Origin of the sequence: Nostoc sp. JL33, assembly GCF_017114985.1 — a bacterium.
GTDB lineage: Bacteria > Cyanobacteriota > Cyanobacteriia > Cyanobacteriales > Nostocaceae > Nostoc.
This window is the reverse complement of the sequence record NZ_JABXKP010000028.1, coordinates 1-23,309: the sequence shown is the minus strand read 5'-3', so window position 1 is coordinate 23,309 and position 23,309 is coordinate 1. Positions and strand designations below refer to the sequence as shown.

The 23,309-nt window shown below is 42.6% G+C and carries 14 protein-coding genes; 8 read left to right on the top strand and 6 right to left on the bottom strand.

The window, feature by feature from the left end:
* Positions 1 to 701: 701 nt before the first annotated feature.
* From HWQ23_RS06880 to HWQ23_RS06850, 6 genes are all read left to right on the top strand, one after another.
* Positions 702 to 3,806: an esterase-like activity of phytase family protein gene (locus tag HWQ23_RS06880; RefSeq protein WP_292825554.1), complete on the top strand. Its 3,105-nt coding sequence runs from the start codon at positions 702 to 704 to the stop codon at positions 3,804 to 3,806.
* Positions 3,807 to 4,654: 848 nt separating this feature from the next.
* Positions 4,655 to 7,330, top strand: coding sequence for an alkaline phosphatase family protein (locus HWQ23_RS06875; protein WP_292825455.1), 2,676 nt, complete (start codon positions 4,655 to 4,657; stop codon positions 7,328 to 7,330).
* Between the two features lie 712 nt (positions 7,331 to 8,042).
* Positions 8,043 to 9,653 carry a putative Ig domain-containing protein gene (locus tag HWQ23_RS06865; protein ID WP_292825452.1) on the top strand — a complete coding sequence of 537 codons (1,611 nt, stop codon included), beginning with the start codon at positions 8,043 to 8,045 and terminating at the stop codon, positions 9,651 to 9,653.
* 821 nt (positions 9,654 to 10,474) lie between these two features.
* Positions 10,475 to 13,477 carry a peptidase domain-containing ABC transporter gene (locus tag HWQ23_RS06860; protein ID WP_292825449.1) on the top strand — a complete coding sequence of 1,001 codons (3,003 nt, stop codon included), beginning with the start codon at positions 10,475 to 10,477 and terminating at the stop codon, positions 13,475 to 13,477.
* 195 nt (positions 13,478 to 13,672) lie between these two features.
* Positions 13,673 to 15,256 carry a beta-barrel domain-containing protein gene (locus tag HWQ23_RS06855; RefSeq protein ID WP_292825446.1) on the top strand — a complete coding sequence of 528 codons (1,584 nt, stop codon included), beginning with the start codon at positions 13,673 to 13,675 and terminating at the stop codon, positions 15,254 to 15,256.
* A 38-nt stretch (positions 15,257 to 15,294) separates the two neighbouring features.
* Positions 15,295 to 15,792: a DUF427 domain-containing protein gene (locus HWQ23_RS06850; protein ID WP_292825443.1), complete on the top strand. Its 498-nt coding sequence runs from the start codon at positions 15,295 to 15,297 to the stop codon at positions 15,790 to 15,792.
* 217 nt (positions 15,793 to 16,009) lie between these two features.
* Here the strand turns inward: HWQ23_RS06850 and purQ are convergent, their stop codons facing one another.
* A complete protein-coding gene (purQ, locus tag HWQ23_RS06845) occupies positions 16,010 to 16,684 on the bottom strand; it encodes a phosphoribosylformylglycinamidine synthase subunit PurQ (protein WP_292825440.1) in 675 nt (224 codons plus the stop codon).
* Between the two features lie 143 nt (positions 16,685 to 16,827).
* A complete protein-coding gene (gene purS, locus HWQ23_RS06840) occupies positions 16,828 to 17,106 on the bottom strand; it encodes a phosphoribosylformylglycinamidine synthase subunit PurS (protein WP_292825437.1) in 279 nt (92 codons plus the stop codon).
* A 144-nt stretch (positions 17,107 to 17,250) separates the two neighbouring features.
* Between purS and HWQ23_RS06835 the strand changes: the two genes are divergently transcribed.
* Positions 17,251 to 17,655 carry a Fur family transcriptional regulator gene (locus HWQ23_RS06835; RefSeq protein WP_292825434.1) on the top strand — a complete coding sequence of 135 codons (405 nt, stop codon included), beginning with the start codon at positions 17,251 to 17,253 and terminating at the stop codon, positions 17,653 to 17,655.
* A gap of 137 nt (positions 17,656 to 17,792) precedes the next feature.
* Here HWQ23_RS06835 and HWQ23_RS06830 read toward each other — a convergent pair whose 3' ends face one another.
* The 4 genes from HWQ23_RS06830 to HWQ23_RS06815 all read right to left on the bottom strand — a co-directional run bounded on the left by HWQ23_RS06830 (position 17,793) and on the right by HWQ23_RS06815 (position 20,618).
* The gene (locus HWQ23_RS06830) at positions 17,793 to 18,362 is read right to left on the bottom strand and encodes a Uma2 family endonuclease (RefSeq protein WP_292825431.1); all 570 of its coding nucleotides are present in this window, start codon (positions 18,360 to 18,362) and stop codon (positions 17,793 to 17,795) included.
* 190 nt (positions 18,363 to 18,552) lie between these two features.
* Positions 18,553 to 18,747 carry a PIN domain-containing protein gene (locus HWQ23_RS06825; RefSeq protein ID WP_292825428.1) on the bottom strand — a complete coding sequence of 65 codons (195 nt, stop codon included), beginning with the start codon at positions 18,745 to 18,747 and terminating at the stop codon, positions 18,553 to 18,555.
* Positions 18,748 to 18,996: 249 nt separating this feature from the next.
* Positions 18,997 to 20,004 (bottom strand): SPFH domain-containing protein, encoded by a 1,008-nt coding sequence (locus tag HWQ23_RS06820; protein ID WP_292825425.1) that lies wholly within the window; start codon positions 20,002 to 20,004, stop codon positions 18,997 to 18,999.
* A gap of 179 nt (positions 20,005 to 20,183) precedes the next feature.
* Positions 20,184 to 20,618, bottom strand: a complete 435-nt coding sequence (locus HWQ23_RS06815) for an NfeD family protein (protein WP_292825422.1) — start codon at positions 20,616 to 20,618, stop codon at positions 20,184 to 20,186.
* Positions 20,619 to 21,027: 409 nt separating this feature from the next.
* On the opposite strand from HWQ23_RS06815, the gene HWQ23_RS06810 reads away from it, so the two are divergent.
* Positions 21,028 to 23,052, top strand: a complete 2,025-nt coding sequence (locus HWQ23_RS06810; protein WP_292825551.1) for a protein phosphatase 2C domain-containing protein — start codon at positions 21,028 to 21,030, stop codon at positions 23,050 to 23,052.
* Positions 23,053 to 23,309: the final 257 nt, after the last annotated feature.

Genomic DNA, 23,309 nt, shown 5'->3' with positions numbered 1-23,309 from the left:
GTAGGGGCGTACAGATGTACGTGCGTGTCAACTTAAGGTAAAAGCCAGTCTAGAATCGGCTTTTAGAGATTCCCTCGTTCCCAGTCTCCGACTGGGAATGCCCCTCATTGAGGCTCCGCCTCTCTGACTCGCGGCACCGCAATCAGGAGCATTTCCAGCCAAAGAGAGGCTGGAAACGAGGTTTTAAAAGGGTTTAGGCTTATTCAAACTGAAAAAAATCAAATTTTATCTCTTCAGAATTATCAATAAATAGTTCGGTAATCAAATATTGATTTTTTATTAAATATTATTTTCCCTTGACTGTATTTTAATCATTTATTCTATTTAACTTATTCTTTTCTTAATCTTTTGATGAAAACATCTTTAGTGATAGCTAAGTTATCTCATAACTACTATCGACAGATGTAAATTTGTAATCTTAGTGTTACAGACTAACGCAAATTAGTAGTTGACATTCCATTATCATTTCTCAAGCTTTCGATAACTTTGAGAAAATACGTTTTTTGCAAATGCATTCTCAGTGTTAATTGACGAATCGGACTTAACGAATTTGCCCGAACTATATTTTTGTAATTCTTAAATTTACCCGGAATTCCGGTTTATAGCCTGAGAATATGATTCATTTTTCCCACAAGTAATGCCATGAGAGAACTTGAATCGCTTGTAATGCAGTTAAATCCAAATACCCAAAAAACATTCTAATTATGGCAATTAAGTTAGTAGGCTTTGCCTCTTTACCTGCTGATAGCTTTAGTGATGGCCCAGCTTCTGGTAAGGACGTTTCAGCCAATGGCAGAACGGGGCCTTTCCCAGGACAACCAATTCAAGGCTTCAGTGGTGTACAATTCGCTGACAGTAACTCTTTTTACTTTCTGTCAGACAATGGTTACGGTAGCAAAGATAATAGTGAAGACTTTTTGCTGCGAATCAATCGTCTAGATCCAAATTTCAAGGGAACAGAAAATGGGGATGGCACTGTTAAAGTTTTAGATTACATTCAACTATCTGACCCTAACAAAAAAGTTCCTTTTGAAATAGTTAATCAGGGAACTCCTGGAAGATTACTAACTGGTGCAGACTTTGATGTAGAGTCATTCGTCTTTGATAAAGACGGTACAATCTGGGTTGGAGACGAGTTCGGCCCCTATCTGCTGCATTTTGATGCCACTGGTAAGTTGTTAGAGGCTCCGATTGCTACACTTGACCACTTCAAGACTCTAAATGGAGAAGCACCTAAAGTTATCGGTCATAGAGGTGCAAGTGGCTATCGTCCAGAGCATACCTTAGAGTCTTATAAACAGGCAATTGAGCGCGGTGCTGACTTTATTGAGCCTGACTTAGTAGTTACCAAAGATGGTGTATTAATTGCTCGCCATGAGCCTGCTTTAGCAATTTTGAACGCTGATGGCACAGTCAATTTCAACAACACAACCACAGATGTTTACAAACATCCAGAGTTTGCCGATCGCAAAAAAACAGTAAGTTTAGATGGAAACACAATTACAGGTTGGTTTGCTGAAGACTTCACCTTAGCTGAAATCAAGACTTTACGGGCAGAAGAGCGTTTACCTTTCCGGGATCACTCCTTCGATGATAAATTTGAGATTCCTACCCTCACAGAAATCATCAATTTGGTTAAGCAAGTAGAAGCCGAGACAGGTAAAAAGATTGGCATCTACCCTGAAACTAAGCATCCGACCTATTTTGCCCAAGAAGCCACTTATGTAGGCACCACGGACAAAATAAACAGAAACATCAGCCAGTTACTAATCGATACGCTCAAAGCAAATAATTTCACTGATCCTAGCCGTATTTTCATCGAATCCTTTGAAGTATCTAACCTCAAACAACTGCATGATAGGATTATGCCTGCGGCAGGGGTGGATATTCCACTGATCCAACTTCTAGATGCAAGTGGCATTGACATTAACGGCAAGCTCATAGAAAGTCAACCTTATGACCTGAAGGTGAGTGGTGATAATCGCACCTATGGCGACTTGCGAACTCCAGAAGGCTTGGCACAAATTGCCACCTATGCTGATGGCATTGGCCCTTGGAAGCGAATGATTGTTAGCGTCAAAAGTACTGATGCTAATGGTGATGGCAAGGCAGATGATATCAATGGGGATGGGGTAGTAAATGAGGCCGATCAGACAACGTTACCGCCGACTACCTTAATTCAAGATGCTCACAACGCAGGTTTGCAGGTTCACCCTTACACCTTCCGTGCGGAAGATCAGTATTTAGCAACAGATTACCAAGGCAAGCTAGAACTAGAGATCCAGCAATTCTATCAATTAGGCGTAGATGCGCTATTTACAGACTTCCCAGATATCGGGGATAAAGTACGGGATCAACTCAGAGATGATCCGCAATATAATGTAGTGCGATCGCCACAAAACCCCGATGTTCTTTCAGGAGATGCCTTTGCTAACTTGGGTAGTTCCAAAGGTTTTGAAGGTGGAGCAATCAACGCCAGCAAAACTAAGCTCTACCTACTGCTAGAGGGGACTGTTCAGGGCGATACTTCTGGTGCTTTACGGATTAATGAATTTGATCTAGCCAGCCACAAATACAGCGATCAACTACGCTATTACAAACTGGAAAATCCCTCAAATTCGATCGGTGACTTCACAGTTATTAATGATAATGAGTACTTAGTCATTGAGCGGGATAACAATCAAGGGACTGGGGCTAAATTCAAGAAAATCTACAAAGTAGACTTGTCTAAAACAGATTCTAAAGGCTATGTAGCTAAAGAAGAAGTTGCAGACTTGTTAAACATCCAAGACCCCAAAGACTTGAATGGGGACGGTAAAACAACCTTTGACTTCCCATTTCAAACAATTGAAAATGTGTTAGTTGTTGACAAAAACACCATTTTGGTTGCTAATGACAACAACTATCCCTTCTCAACAGGTCGTCCTGGAAATGATCCTCAGCATCCAGTAATAGACAACAACGAAATCATTTTGTTGAAGCTGGATAAGTCCCTAAACCTTGCTCCTGGCTTAGGTCAGCCCAAAGCTGAAGAAATTAAGTCTGGCTCCACGATAAGCGATGATATTACCGTTCAGCCAAACCAAACCTTATTCACAGGTGACGGAGCAGACTTTGTAGAAGGTAGTAAAAGTAACACAATCGTGACTGGGAACGGTGATGACACGGTGGTGGTCGGCGGTGACTCCTCAGTGTCCACAAAAGACGGTAATGATCAAGTCTTGATTGGCGCAAATAGCCCTGCTAAGAACATTAGTGCTGATGGTGGTGCTGGTGATGACCAAGTTACCGTAGTTGAAGCCAATGGTAGTAATAATCTGTTTGGGGCAGCAGGTAATGATACTTTGACAGTAGTTGAAGGTACTCGTCAACTATCCTTCGGTGGCTCCGGTAATGACACCCTCACCAGTAACGGCAGCAATAACCGTCTTTATGGTGGTTCCGGTGATGATAAACTCTTCTCCCACGTCAATGATTCGCTGTTTGGTGGTGATGGTGATGATGTGCTATTTGCTGGTCAACAGGGTGGTAATCGCTTGAGTGGTGGTGCTAGTGCTGACCAATTTTGGATTGCTAACGCCAGTCTGCCAGCTAGCAAGAACATTATTACTGATTTTGCGATCGGGATTGATAAAATCGGGCTGGGCGGAATTGGCGTTACTCAGTTTAGTGGACTAACGCTATTGCAACAGGGTAGTAACACTATCGTGAAAGCCGGAAATACAGAGTTGGCTTCATTGCTAGGAGTTGTATCAACTAGCCTGACTGCAAATGATTTCACTTTCTCTGTTAGTGTTGCGGGTTAATGTGAAGTCCGACTATAGCGCTTCTGGGTTAAGTCCAATAGAGACCTAACCCCCAACCCCTTACGCCAGGTGCTTCTCCCAAGGGGAGACGCTACGCGAACAAGTCGGCGGAGCCGCCCAACGCACTGGCTCCCCTATAAGGGAAGGGGAGTAAGATTAAACCTCTCTCCTAAAAGGAGAGAGGAATGGAAGTGAGGTCAGAGTGTATTGCAGAGCATGATTTTCTACATTGTTCTTACCCTATAGGACTTATGCAAAAACCCTCTCAAACTCTCTACCTCCGTGACCTCTGCGTTGTCTGTGGTAGCCTGCGGCAAGCCCTCCGGGTAGACGCTCTTACGTCGCTCTAAGCGTTGGCGCAGCCTCTGGTAGAGAAGCTATGCCGGAGGCTTTACGCTTCGCTAACAGCAATCGCTCATGGGGAAACCCCCAACTCTTAAAGACGCGCTCGCGTTTGCGCTAGCCACGCGCGTGAGGGAGAAGACCGCGCTGCTTCACCGCTTTGCGTCTACGTTTTCCATTACCTATGCGTAAGTCCTACCCTAAAAAGGGCAAAAACAGGTATTGCTCTGCTAAACATGCTGAAAGCATTCAGGTTTATAAACTTAACTTGCTCATAACCTTCCTTAAACATTGAATGACTATCTTCCTATGTAGTAACCAAAATTACAATATTTTAATTGTTCAGACAAATTTGTGTGAACATTGAGCATTTTGTTGCCAAATACTACTTACGTTTCAGTAGCCAAGAATTTTCAGTTTTAAGTTGTGGGGAATCAATAACTCAGCCCACAAATATGCAAATAGTGCGATTAATCGCATAGCACAATACTTAAGGAATAGTCGAGATGAGTGATACAAACGGCAACGGTAGAAATGTCATTATTTTTGTTGCGGATGGATTGCGTAACGGTTCTGTAAATCCCATTGATACCCCAACTTTATATAGCATCCGTCAGCAAGGAGTTAGTTTCGCCAACAGTCATTCACTGTTTCCGACATTTACCACCCCGAATGCTTCTGCGATCGCAACGGGGCATTATCTTGGTGATACAGGTGACTTTAGTAATACTATCTACACTGGTTTTCCTAGTGCTAATGCCAATGGTAGTGTCACGCCATTCATTGAAAATGATCCTGTTCTGGGAGATATCGATGAAAAGTTTCCCGGTAACAACTTTTTAGATGAAGAGTCACTCCTAGCTTATGCGCGATCGCAGGGTTTCAACACAGCAGCAGTTGGTAAATTAGGGCCAGTTGCAATCCAAGATGTCACACAAGTTAACCGAGAAGGTGGTACTACGGGTACTATTCCTACTCCCAATACAATAATTATTGATGACAGTACGAATGGTGCAACACCGCCGACTACAGCCGCAGGTTCACCTTCTGCTGTTCCACTTGATCGAGATATTGCCAATCGCTTACAAGCCGCGGGTCTAGATGTAAAGCCGACGCTGCGAGTCCAGCCAGCTGGTAACAATACAACTCCTGGCACCCTGAATGCCAATGTGGCTCAACAACAATACTTTGCAGATGCCACTACCAAGGTAATTTTACCCAAGTTTCAACAAGATGGTAAACCATTCGCATTGGTTTACTGGTCAAGAGATCCCGATGGTACTCAACACAATCAGGGTGATAGCTTAAACAGCTTGACACCAGGTATCAATGGCCCTACTTCAAAAGCTGGGGTCAAAAATGCTGATGATAATTTAAAGCAACTTCTTGACTATCTCAAGAGTACAGGCTTGGACAAGACTACTGATGTCTTTATTACTTCCGACCACGGTTTTTCTACCATCAGCAAACAAGTTATTGATAGCCAAGGCACAAAAACTAAAAGTTATGCTGCCACCCAAACTTATGCAGGCGTAAATCCGGGATTTCTACCAGCAGGCTTTGTTGCGATTGATTTGGCTCACGATCTAGGTCTACCCTTATACGATCCTAACCCTACAACCCTCCCCCCAGACCTCAAACAGATCCAGTATGCAACTGTTGATGCCACAAAAGGTCAACGTCCTATTTCTGGGAATGGTGTAATTGGTGGTACAGGTCAGGTAATTAATGGCCAACTTGACCCTGGTACAAAGATAGTTGTAGCTGCTAACGGCGGTTCTGACCTGATTTATCTGCCCAATGGCAATGCTGATTTAGCTAAACAGGTAGTGAATTTGCTCTCGCAAAAAGACTACATCAGTGGTATTTTCGTAGACGATGCCTATGGAACTATTCCAGGTGCTTTACCACTGAGTGCGATCGGGCTAAAAGGTGATGCTAAAACACCTGTTCCATCGATTGTAATCAACTTCAAAAGCTTTAGCAGCGACCCAAACAACCCAAACAACCCTCAAGCTCAGGTAGAGATTGCTGATACAACTTTGCAACAAGGGCAGGGGATGCATGGCAGCTTTGGTCGAGGTGATACCTTCAATAACATGGAGGCTATTGGCCCTGACTTTAAAAAAGGCTATGTGGACTATGCGCCCGTCAGTAATGCTGATGTAACGCCTACGCTTGCTCGTATTCTGGGTTTGGACATTCCCAGTAATGGCGATTTGAAAGGTCGTGCCATTACAGAAGCACTGGTGGGAGGGCCTGATTCAGTCTCCTTCACAAAAGGAACTTTGACCTCAGAAAAAGCTGCTAATGGTCAAACAACAATTCTAAATGATCAGAGTGTAGGCAATACTCAGTACTTTACAGCAGCAGGGTTTGCTGGTCGCACCGATGGACTAACAACATTAGATGTCGAATTTGGTTCTAAAAGTAGTGATGATGTCACCCTCAAGTCAAACCAAACCTTATTTACAGGTGACGGAGCAGACTTTGTAGAAGGTAGTAGAAGTAACACAATCGTGACTGGGAACGGTGATGACACGGTGGTAGTCGGCAGTGACTCCTCAGTGTCCACAGGAGATGGTAATGATCAAGTCTTGATTGGCGCAAATAGTCCTGCTAAGAATACTAGTGCTAATGGTGGTGCTGGTGATGACCAAATTACCGTAGTTGAAGCTAGTGGTAGTAATAATTTGTTTGGGGCAGCAGGTAATGATACTTTGACAGTAGTTGAAGGTAATCGTCAACTATCCTTCGGTGGCTCCGGTAACGACACCCTTAAGAGTCAAGGTAGCAATAACCGTCTTTATGGTGGCTCTGGGGATGACAAACTTTTCTCCAATGTCAATGATTCGCTGTTTGGTGGTGATGGTGATGATCTGCTATTTGCTGGTCAACAGGGCGGTAATCGCTTGAGTGGTGGTGCTGCTGCTGACCAGTTCTTTCTTGCTAACGCTAGCCTGCCAGCTAGCAAGAACATTGTGACTGATTTTGCGATCGGGATTGATAAAATCGGGCTGGGCGGGATTGGCGTTACTCAGTTTAGTGGACTAACGCTATTGCAACAGGGTAGTGATACGATCGTGAAAACCGGAAATACAGAGTTGGCTTCATTGCTGGGAGTTGCATCAACTAGCCTGACTGCAAATGACTTCGTTTTCTCTGCTAGCGTCGTGGCTTAGTTTGTTGCCTAGCGTTTTCCCAATCCTAAATCATTCCTGAACAATGAGATCGCCGACTTATTAAATAAGTCGGCGATCTAAACATTTCATGTGTTGCAAAGATTTTCACAAATGGTATATAGCGCAATACGGTTGGTGTTAAGGATTATTAATGTAGATAATTGGTCTTTAAAGACGCGATAAATCGCGTCTCTACATCAGGATTTTGGGCTTATCTGAACTGTATTGGTGTATAGCGATTCCTATTCAGATGCCGTACAACATTACATTGCGAGGTGTAGGGGGGTGTACCTCAAGTAAACGAGAAGCGCTATAAGCCCTTACAGGTAACATTAAAATTCATGCGATCGCTCTATTACTAATGGTGTTTGCTTCCTGATTCACAAGGGCTGAAACTCCTATTATTACGTTAATTTTCAAAAATTTGTGGTTAACTGATAACTACCACCAATGCCTGTCCAACGAGAAATTTCCAACATGGTGACTCGGCCGCTCATTGCTAACATGGCCATGATTATCTGGTTAAATTGCCGCTTCCGTTCTAGCGCTGATCTACGTTAGTGTAACAGTGATAAGATATCGGGCATGGGCTGAAGAGTGCTTTTTGAGTTGCCGTTGTGAGAGACAATAACTCTACTACCTCAACCCTATTTTTTCATGCTCTTTTTTGGCGAAGGTATTCATAAATAGTAAGTATTAATCAATTAAGATTATGACAGCACCAATCTTGTCCCAGGCGATCGCTGACCAACAAGCCACTGAAGATATTCTCTTCAAGTTCACTGTACCAGCTAACAGCTTCAGCGATCCAGATGCTGGAGATACCCTCATCTACACTGCAACTCTTTTTGACGATACCCCTCTGCCGAAAGGGTTGGAGTTCGATGCTGCTACCAGGACTTTCAGTGGTATTCCCGATAATAGGGACGTAGGTAGCCTAAACATCAAAGTTACCGCTAAGGATGTTGCTGGAGAAAAAGCCAGTGATGTGTTTAAGCTCACGGTTAATAATGTCAATGATGCTCCAGTGGTGGCAAATGAAATCCCTAACCAACAAGTCACTGAAGGTAGCCTTTTCAGCTTCACTGTACCAGCTAACAGCTTCAGCGATCCAGATGTCGGAGATACCCTCAGCTACACTGCAACTCTTTTTGACGATACCCCTCTACCGAAAGGGTTGAAGTTCGATGCTGCTACCAGGACTTTCAGTGGTATTCCCGATAAGGGAGACATAGGTAGTGTAAACATCAAAGTTACCGCTAAGGATGTTGTTGGAGAAAAAGCCAGTGATGTGTTTACAGTTGCGATCGCTGACGGGACTCCTATACTGACAAAAATTACAGACGATATCTTTGGTGTCAAGACTAAGCTGAATATTAAAGGTGATAAAGGAAGACTCTCAATCAAGATTAAAACCAACACCTCCAAACAGGTGGATGAACTGAGTGTATTTACCGTTGACGATGAACAAGGTAGGATTAACGGCATAGCCCCTGGTGCAGAAGGCTATACACAAGCGGCTCTTTTGCGCTCCAAGGTGATTTTCTCTACCCTTGCCAATCTGCCTAATGGTTTTAATCCTGCCGATCTGACAAACATCTTAGAATTAGACTCTGATACCAAACTCAGATTTTATCTGGTATCTAACAGTACTACTCACGATATACTGTCTGGAAAAACCTCTTTCTCAAGCGTTACTTTTCCCTCAGCTACAAATAACAACACAGAAGAGGAAGGGTTTTCTCTTAACTTCCAGAATTTGGTTGTGACGATTCAGCCAACAGATAAACAAGTAACTTTAGGTACAGGTCTGCAAGATCAGTATCAAGGGGAACTGATTGATTTACAGGGTGTGACACAATCGGTAATAGGTAACTTTACAGTCAACAGAGAAGCTTCTTACAACAACTTTGTGGGCTTTTATCAGGTGGCTGATAAGAATGGTGGCATTGACACTAATGGCGATGGCACAGCAGATATTCTTGTTGGACAGGCTGGTTACGCCGAAGCTGCCGTGCGTGGGCGGGTTGCAGGCATTGACTTGACAGTGAATAACCAAGGGACAGCAAATTACACTGGGACTTTCGGGGCTGATTCTCTGTTTGCACCATTTATTATTGTTGATGGTACTCCCGATGCGATTCTCAATAGCAATGCCAATAAGAATGTTTACTTCGCATTCTTGGGTGCTAACTCAGACAAGACAGATCACATTCGGATGTTAGGGAACAACGCCTTTGGCTTTGAGGATTTGGCAAATGGTGGTGACAAAGATTATAACGATATGATTGTGCAGGCAAAATTTAGTGTCAGCGCTGCCTAATATTAAATCCGGGTAATTACTTAGCAAAATTGAACAACCTTATCCTGACTGTGGAGCGAGGTTATTTTATGCATAGCGATTAAATTGACTTGATATTAATTAAACTAGTAAATTTACTGAAGCCAGTTATTGTCTTTCCTTCATAAATTTAGTAATTGGCTCCTCTAAGGTGATTAAAAAATCTTCACCTTTACTTTCCCAGTTAATTTTTATTAAATTAAGCTAGCAAAAAAGTGATGGAGAATTCTTTCATAAATTGGGCATGGCGCTGTTTACTAACAAAAGCTCAGTTTTTTTCGCCATCAGTGATCGTCTCAATCCCTATATTCAAGAATTTGTCAGAAATCATTCCGAAATTTCAAGTTTTTTATTACATAATTCTTAACTAGGGTATTTACTTAGAAAAGCATCTATGATACTTTCATGTTGATTATCATAAATCAAAATATGCAACTCTAAGTTTAACAGCCGCCTTTCTGTATCTTGATTTGATGATCAGTATCCATCTTGCATACTTGCAATGCTAAATATTTATTTTAAGATAGTATAAAGTATGTAGCGTGAACTAAGTGATAACTTGTCCTCGATCTATTTACACTATACTTGTTTGGAACAGTGCATAACAGTTATAGCTCTGTGATATGAATGCAGGTCTGCAATTAGACTAAGCGACTTTCTATGGTTTTAGATATTTAGACACATTGAATAGACAGAAGACTTGCCACTGCTGGCATAAAACCAAACACTGCCACTGTTAGTAAAAGAGATACTCCCTAATATTTTCGACTTTATTCCTGGCTTTTACCTTCGACTTGTTTTATATGACTTACATTAAGAACACTTTTGCGGAATTTCTCACCACCATAGAAGGGTTTGATCAGTTACCAGATGGGGCGATCGCCAATCTAGCAGAACAGGCGCAAGCCTGGCGATATCGCATCGGTCAGAAAATCATCGGTAAAGAAAGTCTCCCACAACAGATCACGATAATTTATGAGGGACAAGTGCGCCTGTTGGGATATGATCCCCAGACACAAATGCCAATCACCCTAAAATTGCTGCAACCGGGGGAAATTATCGGCGAAATTGGTTTGCTGCGCGATGTCGCCTGTGAAACAGCGATCGCTTCCACCGAAGTAGTATGTTTTACCTTGAATGCATCGGCATATTTTAGCTTTCTGGGTTTATATCCAGCTTTTGCCAATGTTCGTAAGAATCGCAGTTATTTGGTGGAAGTTTTCGATATTTTGAGTTTGCATTGGCAAAAGCAAGCGATCGCTACTTTGAATCTCAGAGAACTCGCAGAAAAGGCATTACCAGAGGCGAAAATACATTACGTCCCTCCAGGAAAAACTTCATTCAACCAACTAGATAGCGAAAGGGTCTGGTTTGTGAGTGGGGGTGGTACAGTAACGAATTTGTCACCTGGCGATCGCCTAGAATCTGACGATGACAGAGACAATATCCAAGTTATAGGTCAAAACCCCGCACGCTTGCTTGGTATACATCCCTCAGATTTGATCTTGCAAGTCCCTGATCAAATAGAACTTGTAGTAAGTGACACCAAATCAGATAGCGCAGAGGAACTAGATATCCCCTACGCATCGGACGAAGTAGTTCCACAGACAGCCCCCCAGACCTCAAACATTTCGCTAAAAGACAAATACCCGTTTTTTGGGGGTAAGGGAGAACTGAATACAGCCTTCGCCTGCTTCCAAATGATCGCCAAGCACCTAGAAATGCCGTTTCGTCGAGAGGTGGTTCGCCGTATCTTAACTGAGCAAGTTAAACGTCAGGGTACTATATCGTTTCAAGTTACTGCTTATCTGGCAGAGTTAATCGGACTTAAGGCGCAGTTGATAGAGCTACCAGTCGCCTCAGTGAGCCGCATTCCTACACCGGCATTGATTCGCTATGGTGATAGTTTTGCCGTTTTATTTGCGGCGGATGCAAATACTATGGTTGTGGGTGTTCCATCCCAAGGAATTGTGCGCTGCAAACCCGCTCGATTGCTTGAACAATTAGATGTTGATCCAACCAACTTTCCGCCCCAAGTTAGGGTATTACTGCTCAGTCCTACCAAAGAAACACCCCAAGAGCGCTTTAGTTTACGGTGGTTTCTGCCCTATTTGTCACGCTATCGTCGAGTCCTAATAGAGGTCTTCGTCGCTTCCTTTTTTGTGCAGTTGGCAGCGTTGGCAAATCCTCTGGTAGTTCAGTTAATTATCGACAAAGTTATCACTCAAAATAGTATTGGTACTCTACATATTTTGGGGGTTTTGCTATTAGTAGTCGGAATATTTGAAGCAGTCTTGACTACCTTACGAACCTACTTATTTGTTGATACCACTAACCGGATCGATATGAGTTTAGGGTCGGAAATCATCGACCACTTGCTACGATTACCACTGCGCTATTTTGAACGCCGACCGGTGGGCGAACTTTCTACTCGGATCAACGAATTAGAAAATATCCGTCAATTCCTCACGGGTACTGCTTTAACAGTGGGCTTAGATGCTCTGTTTTCAGTGGTTTATATCGGTGTGATGCTGATTTACAGTTGGCAACTCACCTTAGTAGGCTTAAGCACAATTCCGGTGTTTATCATTGTGATCTTAATTGCTTCTCCCACTATTAGCAGACAATTACGTGGCAAAGCCGAACGCAACGCCGAAACTCAATCTTATTTAGTGGAGGTGATGTCAGGAATTCAAACAGTAAAAGCGCAAAATATCGAATTGCGATCGCGCTTTTCCTGGCAAGAGCGTTACGCTCGGTTTGTCGCGGCTGGTTTTAAAACCGTTGTGACTTCTACCCTCGCCAATTCTACCAGCAGCTTCCTCAACAAACTCAGCAGCTTATTAGTTTTATGGGTAGGAGCTTATCTAGTACTTAAAGGAGAATTAACCTTAGGCGAATTAATTGCTTTTAGGATTATATCCGGTTACGTCACCAGTCCAATATTGCGGTTGGCTCAACTCTGGCAAAGCTTCCAAGAAACTGCCTTGTCTCTAGAGCGTTTAGGCGATATTGTCGATACGCCACAAGAAGGGGAAACAGACCGCTACAATATACCCTTACCTACGATCAAGGGAGCAGTGAAATACGAAAATGTTTCCTTCCGGTTTGGTACAAGTGGCCCTCTGCAACTTTCTAATGTCACCCTCGAATTTGCTCCAGGTAAATTTATCGGCATTGTCGGACAAAGTGGGTCTGGTAAAAGTACGATGATGAAGTTATTACTCAGACTTTACGAAACCGAGTCCGGCAGAATTTTGATTGATGGTTATGATATTGCCAAAGTAGAACTTTATTCACTGCGACGGCAGATTGGCGTAGTTCCCCAAGAGACATTATTGTTTGACGGCAGCGTTCAGGAAAATATTGCTCTGACGAATCCCGATGCCACAACCGAAGAAATTATCGAAGCGGCTCAGGTTGCGTGCGCCCACGAGTTTGTAATGAGCTTGCCCAACGGTTACAACACACGGGTGGGAGAACGGGGTTCTGCACTTTCAGGTGGACAACGACAGAGAATTGCGATCGCCCGCTCTGTTTTACAACGACCAAAATTATTAGTTTTAGATGAAGCAACTAGTGCATTAGATTATCCCACAGAACGGCAAATATGTCTCAATTTAGCTAAAGCATTCAAGGGTGAGACAGTATTTTTTATTACCCACCGCCTGAACACCGTGAGTAATGCAGATATGATCGTCGTGATGGATAATAGCAGGGTTATAGAACAAGGCAGCCATCAAGAACTAATGGCTCTTAAAGGTCATTATTCTTACCTGTATCAGCAACAAGATGTGAACTTGTAATTAGTCATTGCTGGGGGCATGGCATCAGAAAATTCTCTGTTTGACCAACATTCCATAATAGATGCACTAATCAGCGTAGAGTAGGCAATGTCACAAATATCAAAATCCAGGTTTTCGGCAAACATTGCCCATCCTACAAAAAATCCCAAATCGTTCGACTGAACGCTCACGACAAGTCCAAAACCCAAAATCATTATGACTCAACTTAATGGGAATCACCTCAACGGCAATCAGAAAAACGGCAATCAGAAAAACGGAGTAAAGCAAGATTCACGGGTACTTACAAAACAACAGAAAGCTGCTCAACAGTCTTTAACTAACTCAAACAATCAGGAATTTGAGCAATCCATTGTCTTGCGGCAATCTCCAATTTGGTCGCGTACAATCATGGTTACTCTAATCGGACTAGCCTGTTTTGGAATTGGTTGGGCTTATTTTGCAAAAATTGAGCAAGTAGTGCCAGCAACAGGGCAATTAAAGCCGCAAGGAACAGTCAAAGAAATTCAGGCTCCTGTTAGTGGAGTGGTGAAAACGGTTAATGTTAAAGATGGACAACAAGTAAAGCCAGGAGATTTGTTGCTGACTTTTGATTCCATTGCTTCTGTTGCTGAATTAAATTCTTTGAATAAAATTCGCATTGCATTAATTAAAGAAAACCAGATTTATCGCCGATTGATGAGTGCAAGTAACGCAACGGGATCGGAATTGTTATATTTGCGCGGTAATTTACCACAAGAAACCGCTTTTCTGCTGAAAAGTCGGTCAGCGCTAGTAGGAGAAAATGAATTATTGCGGACTCAATTAAAAAATTCTGGTCAAGCTTATGCACTAGGAACTGATGAACAACAACTTCTACAAGTTGCCAAAAAAGAATTAGATTCTCGTTCTTCAGCAGCGCGATTGGAAGTAGAAAAAACCAAAAAGCAACTTAGCCAAAATCAATTTAAGCTGGAAGATAGTAAAGCAAGTTTAGCTATTCAACAGGGGATTTTAAATAAGCTGAAGACATTAGCAGAAGAAGGTGGCATTTCTCAACTTCAGTATCTCAACCAGAAACAAGAAGTACAAAACCGCACGGCAGAAGTAGCGCAACTAGGCGAGGAAACAAAACGCCTCCAGTTTGATATAGAAAAAGGACGACAAGAGTTAAGCAATACGGTGGCTGTTTCTAATAAAAGCATTTTGGATAAGATAGCTGATAACAAACAGCGTATTGCCGCAATCGATAGCCAATTCATGAAAGTTGTGCTGGATAATGAGCAGCGTTTGGCAGATGTCAATAGTAAAATATCTCAATCACAGTTAAATGTTAAATATGAAGAACTCCATGCGCCTGTAGGTGGAACAATTTTCGATTTACAAGCAAAAAACCCTGGATTTGTAGCGACTCCAACCACAAAGCTGCTGCAAATTGTTCCAAATGAAAAGTATATAGCTGAAGTGTTCATCACTAACAAAGATATTGGTTTTGTGCGAAAAGACATGAACGTAGATGTCAGAATTGACTCTTTTCCTTACAGCGAGTTTGGCGATATCAAAGGAAAAGTGCTTGACATAGGTTCAGACGCATTACCGCCAGATCAAACACATCAGTTTTATAGATTTCCGGCAAGAATCTCATTGGATAAACAATCCTTAGTGATTAAGGGTAGAAAAGTCACCTTGCAATCAGGTATGTCCATCAGTGCCAATATAAAAGTGCGCGAAGAACGGAGTGTGCTTAGTTTATTCACTGAGTTGTTTACCAAGCAAGTTGATACTCTTAAAGGGGTACGTTAGTACTTGTAGTCAAACAATTTTGAATTTTGAATTGTTAAATGGTTAATTCTCAACGCATCGAACCCACTCCCGGACAAGAATCAGTTTGGGATTACCCCCGTCCTCCTCGTCTGGAGGAGACAAGTAAACATATCCAAATAATCTTTAACGGAGTAATAATTGCAGATACCCACAACGCCAAACGTGTTTTAGAAACTAGTCATCCTCCTTCTTACTACATTCCCCCTGCGGATATCAAAATCGAATATTTGCAACTGATGCCGCAATCTAGCTTTTGCGAGTGGAAGGGGAGTGCTACTTATTACACAATTCGAGTTGGTGAAAAAGAAGTCCATAATGCTGCCTGGTTCTATCCTAACCCGACACCAGCTTTTGAATCTCTTAAGGACTATGTAGCTTTTTACGCTCATTTAATGGATAATTGCTACGTGGATGGCGAAGAGGTGCAACCACAACCAGGTAACTTCTACGGCGGTTGGATCACCAGTGATATTGTTGGGCCTTTCAAAGGCGCTCCTGGTACTTGGGGATGGTGAGCCAATTTTGAATATTAACCCAAGTTGCTAGTTATTCATTAGACATAGGCGTGAAAAGAATGTAGAGACGTAGCACTGCTACGTCTCTACAAGGGTTCTGGGTAACGCATATTTAATTTCACGCCTATGTCTATTGGAGCGATCGCTGTCTGTAGAAGAATCTTCATTATCTTTCACAGAGCGATCGCTAGCCCAACCTAGTTGCTCGACCGGCGCTCTAGGCTAATGCCGCTACCTTCTCTAACAATCCCTGAAACAACCTTAACCCATCGCTATTCCCCAGCATCGCGTCAGATGCCCTTTCTGGGTGCGGCATCATCCCCAACACATTGCCTCGACGATCGCAAATCCCGGCAATGTTGTTTAGTGAACCGTTGGGATTTTCCCCTTGATAGCGAAACAAGACTTGCCCGTTATCTTCAATTTCTGCGAGAGTGGCTTGATCAGCGTAGAATCGCCCCTCTCCGTGGGCAATGGGCAAAGTGATAACTTCACTATTGGTATAAGCTTGCGTCCATGCGAGATTAGTCCGCTCAACTTTTAAGGGAACGCGATCGCACAGAAAATGCAAATCCCGATTTCTAGTCAACACCCCAGGCAAAAGTCCAGCTTCAGTTAATACCTGAAAACCGTTGCAAATACCGAGGACAAACTTACCTTTTTGGGCGTGTTCGACAACCTGCTGCATCACGGGTGAAAAACGCGCGATCGCACCACAGCGTAAATAATCCCCGTAACTAAAGCCACCAGGTATGATCACGACATCCAAATCAGCAATGTCCGTTTCTTGATGCCAAACCATGCGAGTTGGTTGTAAAAGCAAATCTCTGGTTACATAAGCAACATCGCGATCGCAATTAGAACCTGGAAAAACAACAACACCGAATTTCATGATTAGTCAAGGGGAGTGGGGAGTGAGGAGTGGGGAGTGGAGAGTTTGGAGTTAAGAGTTTGGAGTTAGGAGTTTGGATTGGGAAGTAGAGACTGGAGAAGAGTTTTCCCCATGCCCAATGCCCAATGCCCCATGCCCAATCTCTAAAATACCCCAGTTTGGGTTTCGACCTCAATCAAATCAAATCGGTAATTTTCAATCACCGGATTTGCTAGCATTTGGTTACAAATTTGATCAAGGTCTTGACGCGCTTTTTTCTCTTCAGTCGAGGTGATGGTGAGTTCAATGTACTTACCAATCCGCACCTGGTCAACGTTATCGTATCCCATTTGCTGAAGACCGGATTGTACAGCCACACCAGCAGGGTCTAAGACTGAAGGACGAAGCGTCACGAAAATTTTGGCTAAATACTTGGTTTGCACGGGCTTTTGCTGAATGCTGCGATCGCTATACTATAACTTTATGCTCGAACTGAGTGAAAATAAGATTACGAAGCCGTTAAAGTTAATTGATCAATTAGCCCATCTAACAGCTTCAACTACAGTGGCATATTTAAATAATTGTCTATGAGAGCCATACGCACCCGCAGTCAAGAGCGTATTTTCAACCTACTGAAAACCATCAAAAAAGGCGTTTCCGCCCAGGATATTTACGTAGAACTACGTAACACTAATCAGAGCATGGGTTTAGCGACAGTTTACCGCTCCCTAGATGCCTTAAAACTTGAAGGCATAGTACAAGTGCGGAATTTGGCTAACGGTGAAGCCCTCTACAGCCTAGCGCAGCAAGACAAACACCACCTTACTTGCTTGCAATGCGGTGTCTCAATTCCGATTAATGAATGCCCCGTTCATGACCTAGAAGACCAGTTAGAATCCAACCATAAGTTTAAAGTTTTTTACCACACCCTAGAGTTTTTTGGGTTGTGCAACCAATGCCAAGTAAATCAAGCTACTGGGATTGTTCAATAGTCATACTCATTTTATCTGAGGTTGCACTTTATTCTCGTACAGCTAAAGTCTGGGGCTACCAAAATCAAGCCTGCGTCAGCGAGTCCTGGAGCGTCTCCGGCTTCGCTCCTGAATTGTGAGAATATATTCTTCTTCAATCAAACAAAACTTAACCAACTAAATACCTCTGCAACTGTTAATTGCCAATTTTCCAAAACACTCAAAACGGGTAAAACATCTTGCTTTTCTTTTAATTCTGGTAATTTGTTGGGTTCAAAAATCATGATTGACTCATCATCAGAATCGAGCAACCAACCTAGCTTTGCTCCATTTTGGATAGAAAAAGTAATTTTGCGGATAACTCGGTTGGGTGATTGTTCTGGTGAGAGAATTTCAATTATCCAATCTGGGGCAATTTCAAATTTATTTGTAATTCTACCTTTTCCATCAAGGGGAATTCTTTCCCATTCAAACACAGCAATATCCGGTACTATTGAACGACCTTGAAATGTACAGCGTAATTCAGGAAAGGCATAAGCTAATTTCTGTGGTTTTGTAACTTGATTTATGGCAGAAGCTAATTCAATTTGTAAAGTGCTATGTTTTCCTTGTGGCATAGGTTTTTGGTAGATTTGCCCGTTAAAATACTCGCTTGCTGGCTTGGTTTCTGGTAGTTTTAAGAACTCTTCTACACTTAATGCTGTGGTTGGCTGAATAGATAACGTCATAATTTACAACTTATCAAAACTTGATTATTTTATCATTAGAAGAATGTGGCAATTTAGTCCGTAGGTGTAGCCCACCCTAGAGATCGCGCTAGCTTACCGTCAGGTATCGCCTAAAATTTATTAATAATAATCACTTGTGCTTCATTTGATACTTTATTTCATCTATTTATTCTGGCTGAACCCAATCAATTTATAAACGCTTAAAATCTCTGTCAAAAGAAACTATTGTCTCTCCTTTTTGATGGGGAGTTTCTGCCAAATAAGCATCGATAAAATCGACATTAGCATTAGCCATGCGTTTAAGGGCGGCTGTTACTTGTTCTAAATCATCTAACAAAATTCCTTCTGCGACGACTAAAGGCAACAAAACTTCAGCAATTTGCACGCGGGAATATTTATAAAATCAAGACAAAACCCAAACTACTTCTGCAACGACAATTGGCGAAAGTCAGAGCGTAACTTCTCCAGATTCAGCCTTTTGTATTAGTCTGAAAGCTCGTTGTGCTAAATCAGGTGGTTCTCCAGTAAGAAAATGGAGCAGAAATTGGAGATGAGAGTTGCTGATGTAGGGCATGAGGCATTGAGCATTGCTTCTCCCTTATCCCCCTCATCTCCCCACTCCCCACTCCCACTTCTAACTAGGGCGGTTATTTTCTAACCCTGGTATTTGCTTAGAAAACAACTCGTTAGAGTCAACCTGACCATTTGAGATAATGGAGCGCATACCCTCGAAAGCAGCAGGGATAGTGCGCGGATCGATAAATAAGACTTTGCTGCTATCGCTTTTACCAATTGTCGCACCCATATCCAGATAGCCCAAGGCAAACAGAACTTCTACCGCTTTATTGGCATTGGGGATAGTGTGGAGCTTTTGGGCGATAATTTCTGTAGACTCTGCGATCGCCTGCGCTTTTAAAACCTGCTGCTGACGTTCCGCTTGAGCTTTCAGAACGATCGCCTTTTGTTCAGCTTCCGCTTGCAGAATTGTCGATTTTTGACGAGCTTCCGCATCCAATATTTGCGCCTCTGCTTTACCTCTAGCACTATTAACAGCAGCTTCGCGTTCGCCCTCAGAAGTTAAAATTGCTGCCCGTTTGCGTCGTTCTGCCGACATTTGCAATTCCATCGATTCTCGCACTGCCTGAGATGGAATAATATCTCGCAGTTCTACGCGTGTCACTTTCACACCCCAAGGATCGGTAGCAACGTCCAAATCCTGTAATAAAAGTTCACTGATGTGAGAACGAGCAGTAAAAGTTTGATCCAACTCTAGTTGTCCCATTTCGGCGCGAATTTGAGTCAGCACCATGTTTACCATTGCCGACTCCAGATTTTCTACCTTATACCAGGCTTTTTCCATATCCACAATCCGCCAGTAAAACACTGCATCCACCTCAATGCCAACGTTGTCACGAGTGATGCACTGTTGGGGAGGAATATTTAAGACTTTTTCTCGGATAGTTCCTCGGTAGACAACTCTATCTAGAAAAGGAATGACAAAGTTTAGTCCTGGTTCGAGTTTTTTGTTATAACTACCCAATCTTTCCACCAAAGATTGATTGCCCTGATTGACGACTTTCACAGAACCTGCTACGGCAGAACCACCAAGGGCTAAAAAGACGAGCAAGAAGAACTGTTCCATTATGAATCTCCTGATTTTAAAAAAAGGGAAGGGGAGTAGGGAGTGGGGAGTCGGGAGTCGGGGATGAGCGAGCAGGGGAGGCAGGGGTTGATAGATAGTTCCTACACTCCTAACTCAGTACAGACGCGATTAATCGCGTCTCTACCCACTCCCCATTCCCCACTCCCCATTCCTAATAACTAAGAATTCAACAAATTTTCTGGTATCACAATCAAAGTAGTACCTTCTCTTCTCACCACATAAACTTTTTGATGGGGTGGTACGGTAAATTTGTCATCGTCACATCTTGCTTGCCAAGAATTTCCCTCATACCGCACCCGCCCTGTTTTCCCAGGCAGAATTTCTGTTAAGGTTTCAGCTATGACTGCATCCCGAATTTTAGATTTGCGTTGTCGCGGTTGCAAAAACCGACGGGAAAGCAAAATTAGTGCTGTGGAAAGCAATAGCCAAACCACAATTTGCAACCATACACTTCCCAAACCCACTCCAGACAGCAGCGCCACTACAAAAGCGCTAATTCCCATCATGAAGGCGACAAACGCCGATGGTAAGAACAGTTCCATTAAACACAGAACTGCTCCTGCCAGAAGCCAGATTAAGGTAATACTTGGCATAGCGCCATCCTAAACTCTACATTGACGTAAATGCATTTCTACGATTAAATACAGCCAGACGTAAGTTATTTACGGAAAGCAAAACTTGGTCTTTTTACCAATAGTTTTGATTAATTTCAGTAACAAGGTGTAGCTAGCAGTACACCAATCCAGTCTATTCTAACCTTCAAGTCATTGCCACCTAAAGTTAATCGAAGTTCATGAGTTGATTGAGTTCTTAAATTTATACTTTTATAAAGAAGAATTCAGAACTCAGAAGCCAGAAGCCAGAATGAATTCTGTGCGCCTCTTTAATGAATATTGGTTTAAAACCTTGTCGGTGGTGAGCAAAACTAGTATTAAATATTCTTCCTTCTTGAAACTCTATCCCTTTATGGGTGGAGTATTCAGCAATTCTGACCCCTTATTTATGATTTCTACTCAACTGATAATTTATTGTATAAATCCAAGCTGTAATAGCCCCATTAATCCTATGGGAGATAGTGCTTGTGCCAGTTGTCAAACTCCTTTAGTTCACCGCTATCTTTGGGCTACTGGCTCATTGTCTGCTCAAATCCCACCAGGTACAAAGGTTGCAGATAGATATGAAGTAATTAGTCACCAGATTTGGCTAGATACTCAACCGGGACTGCTGCCAGATGTACCTGAAGAATTGCCAAAGGAAGTAATTTCTTATCTACGATTATATCAAGAGCGGTTGCATTTGCCCCAGGTTTATGGGTTTGCTTCTTACCTTGAGGGAGATACAACTGATATTCTCTTATTGGAAAATGTGCCAATAGATGAGACAGGAAATATTTATCCAACTATTGTTGAGGCATGGGAGCAAGCTACGGCGGTACGACAAATTTACTGGTTGTGGCAAATTCTCCAACTTTGGACACCTTTATCAGAATTGGGAGTTAGCCGCAGTTTACTAGTAGTAGATAATTTGAGAGTCCAAGGTTGGTGTGTGCGACTAGTGGAACTTTACGAAACACCAGCAGATGAGAAACTGAGTTTAAAAAATCTGGGAGAGTGTTGGCAATTTTGGGTATCGTCTGCAAAGGCATCAGTAGCTAAAGGGTTACAGAACATAGCCCAGCAGATGTGTGAAACTGAGGTTGAGTTAGAAGCTATTAATATTCAACTCAATAATTTATTATTAGCGTCTGCGGCAGAATTACCATTAGTCCTAAAGGTGGCAGGTTCTACAGATATTGGCCCAGTTATGGCGCAAAATGAAGACGCTTGCTACCCCAATGCTTTAAGTGAGTTAGATGAACCTTTATTACCGCACTTGTCGATTGTTTGCGATGGCATTGGTGGACACGAAGGCGGCGAGGTTGCCAGTAAGTTGGCTGTGCAGTCTGTAAAATTGCAAATTCGCGCCTTACTAACGGAGGTGACAGAACAAGCTGTGCTTGTATCACCAGAGTTGTTGCAGGAACAATTAGAAGCAAGCTTACGGGTGATAAATAATCTGATTTGTGCCCGCAATAATGAACAAAAACGCCAAGGCAGAGAACGCATGGCTACAACTATTGTAATGGGGGTGCAAGTTCCACAACGAGTGCAGACGAGTACTGGGTGGCAATCAAATAATACCCATGAGCTTTACTTGGCTAATGTTGGCGATAGCCGTGCCTATTGGATTACTCGTAATTATTGTCAGCTACTGACAGTAGATGATGATGTGGTAACGCGAGAGGTACGCTTTGCTAAAAGCTTGTATCGACAGGCACTATTAAGACCAGATGCTAGTGCCCTAACTCAAGCATTGGGAACAAGAGATGCAGAATCTTTGCGTCTTAAAGTTCAGCGATTCATTGTAGAAGAAGACGGCATCTTATTATTGTGTTCTGATGGTTTAAGTGATAATAACTGGGTGGAACAATCTTGGCAGGATTATGCAATACCCGTGTTAACAGGTAAACTGACAGTTGAAGATGCTGTTCGCAACTGGATTAACTTGGCAAACGAAAAAAATGGGCGTGATAATACGTCGGTTGTTCTCACTTATTATCGTGTCTCGCCAGAATACTTAGTACCTGTGACTCCGGCGTTGCCAGAAGAGATTATAGAAGCAGAAATACAAGAAGAACCAGAGGAACCAGAGGAACAAGAGGAAGTAGAAGAACCAATTATCTTCATAGAAAGTTCGCGATCGCTGCAAGATTTGGATCTAGATTTGGATCTAGGTTTGGATCTAGATTTGGATCTAGATTTGGATACTTCACAAGAACCACTTCCAAGCCCAGTAATTCCACGAAGTTTAATTAGAAAACCTAATCGGGGTAAACGTTTGGTAAGGCTGGGAGTAGTGTTGGCGTTGCTTGTGGGGGGTACAAGTCTGGGATTATTTGCTTGGTGGCAAATTAATCCTCAAGGATTCCAGCAGATGTGTCGGCAATTTCCCCAAAGAGTGCAGCAAGTGTGTCCGCCTGTCAAGTAGCTTACACTAATAACTATCGTAGGTTTCTTACCTATTGTTAAGCTGTTGCGCCTTTAATTTGCACTAATATTTTTTCAATATGATTGTGGGGTGGGCCGAAAAGCCCGCCCTAATAATGCAAGTTGTATACGTAACAGCTTACTCACAAAAATTAGGATGTTGATGAGCAATGTTTAAATATTAGTCATCTCAGTCGTGATGGGAACCACTCCAGTTGTAACGGGAACCACTCCAGTTGTAACGGGAACCACTTCAGT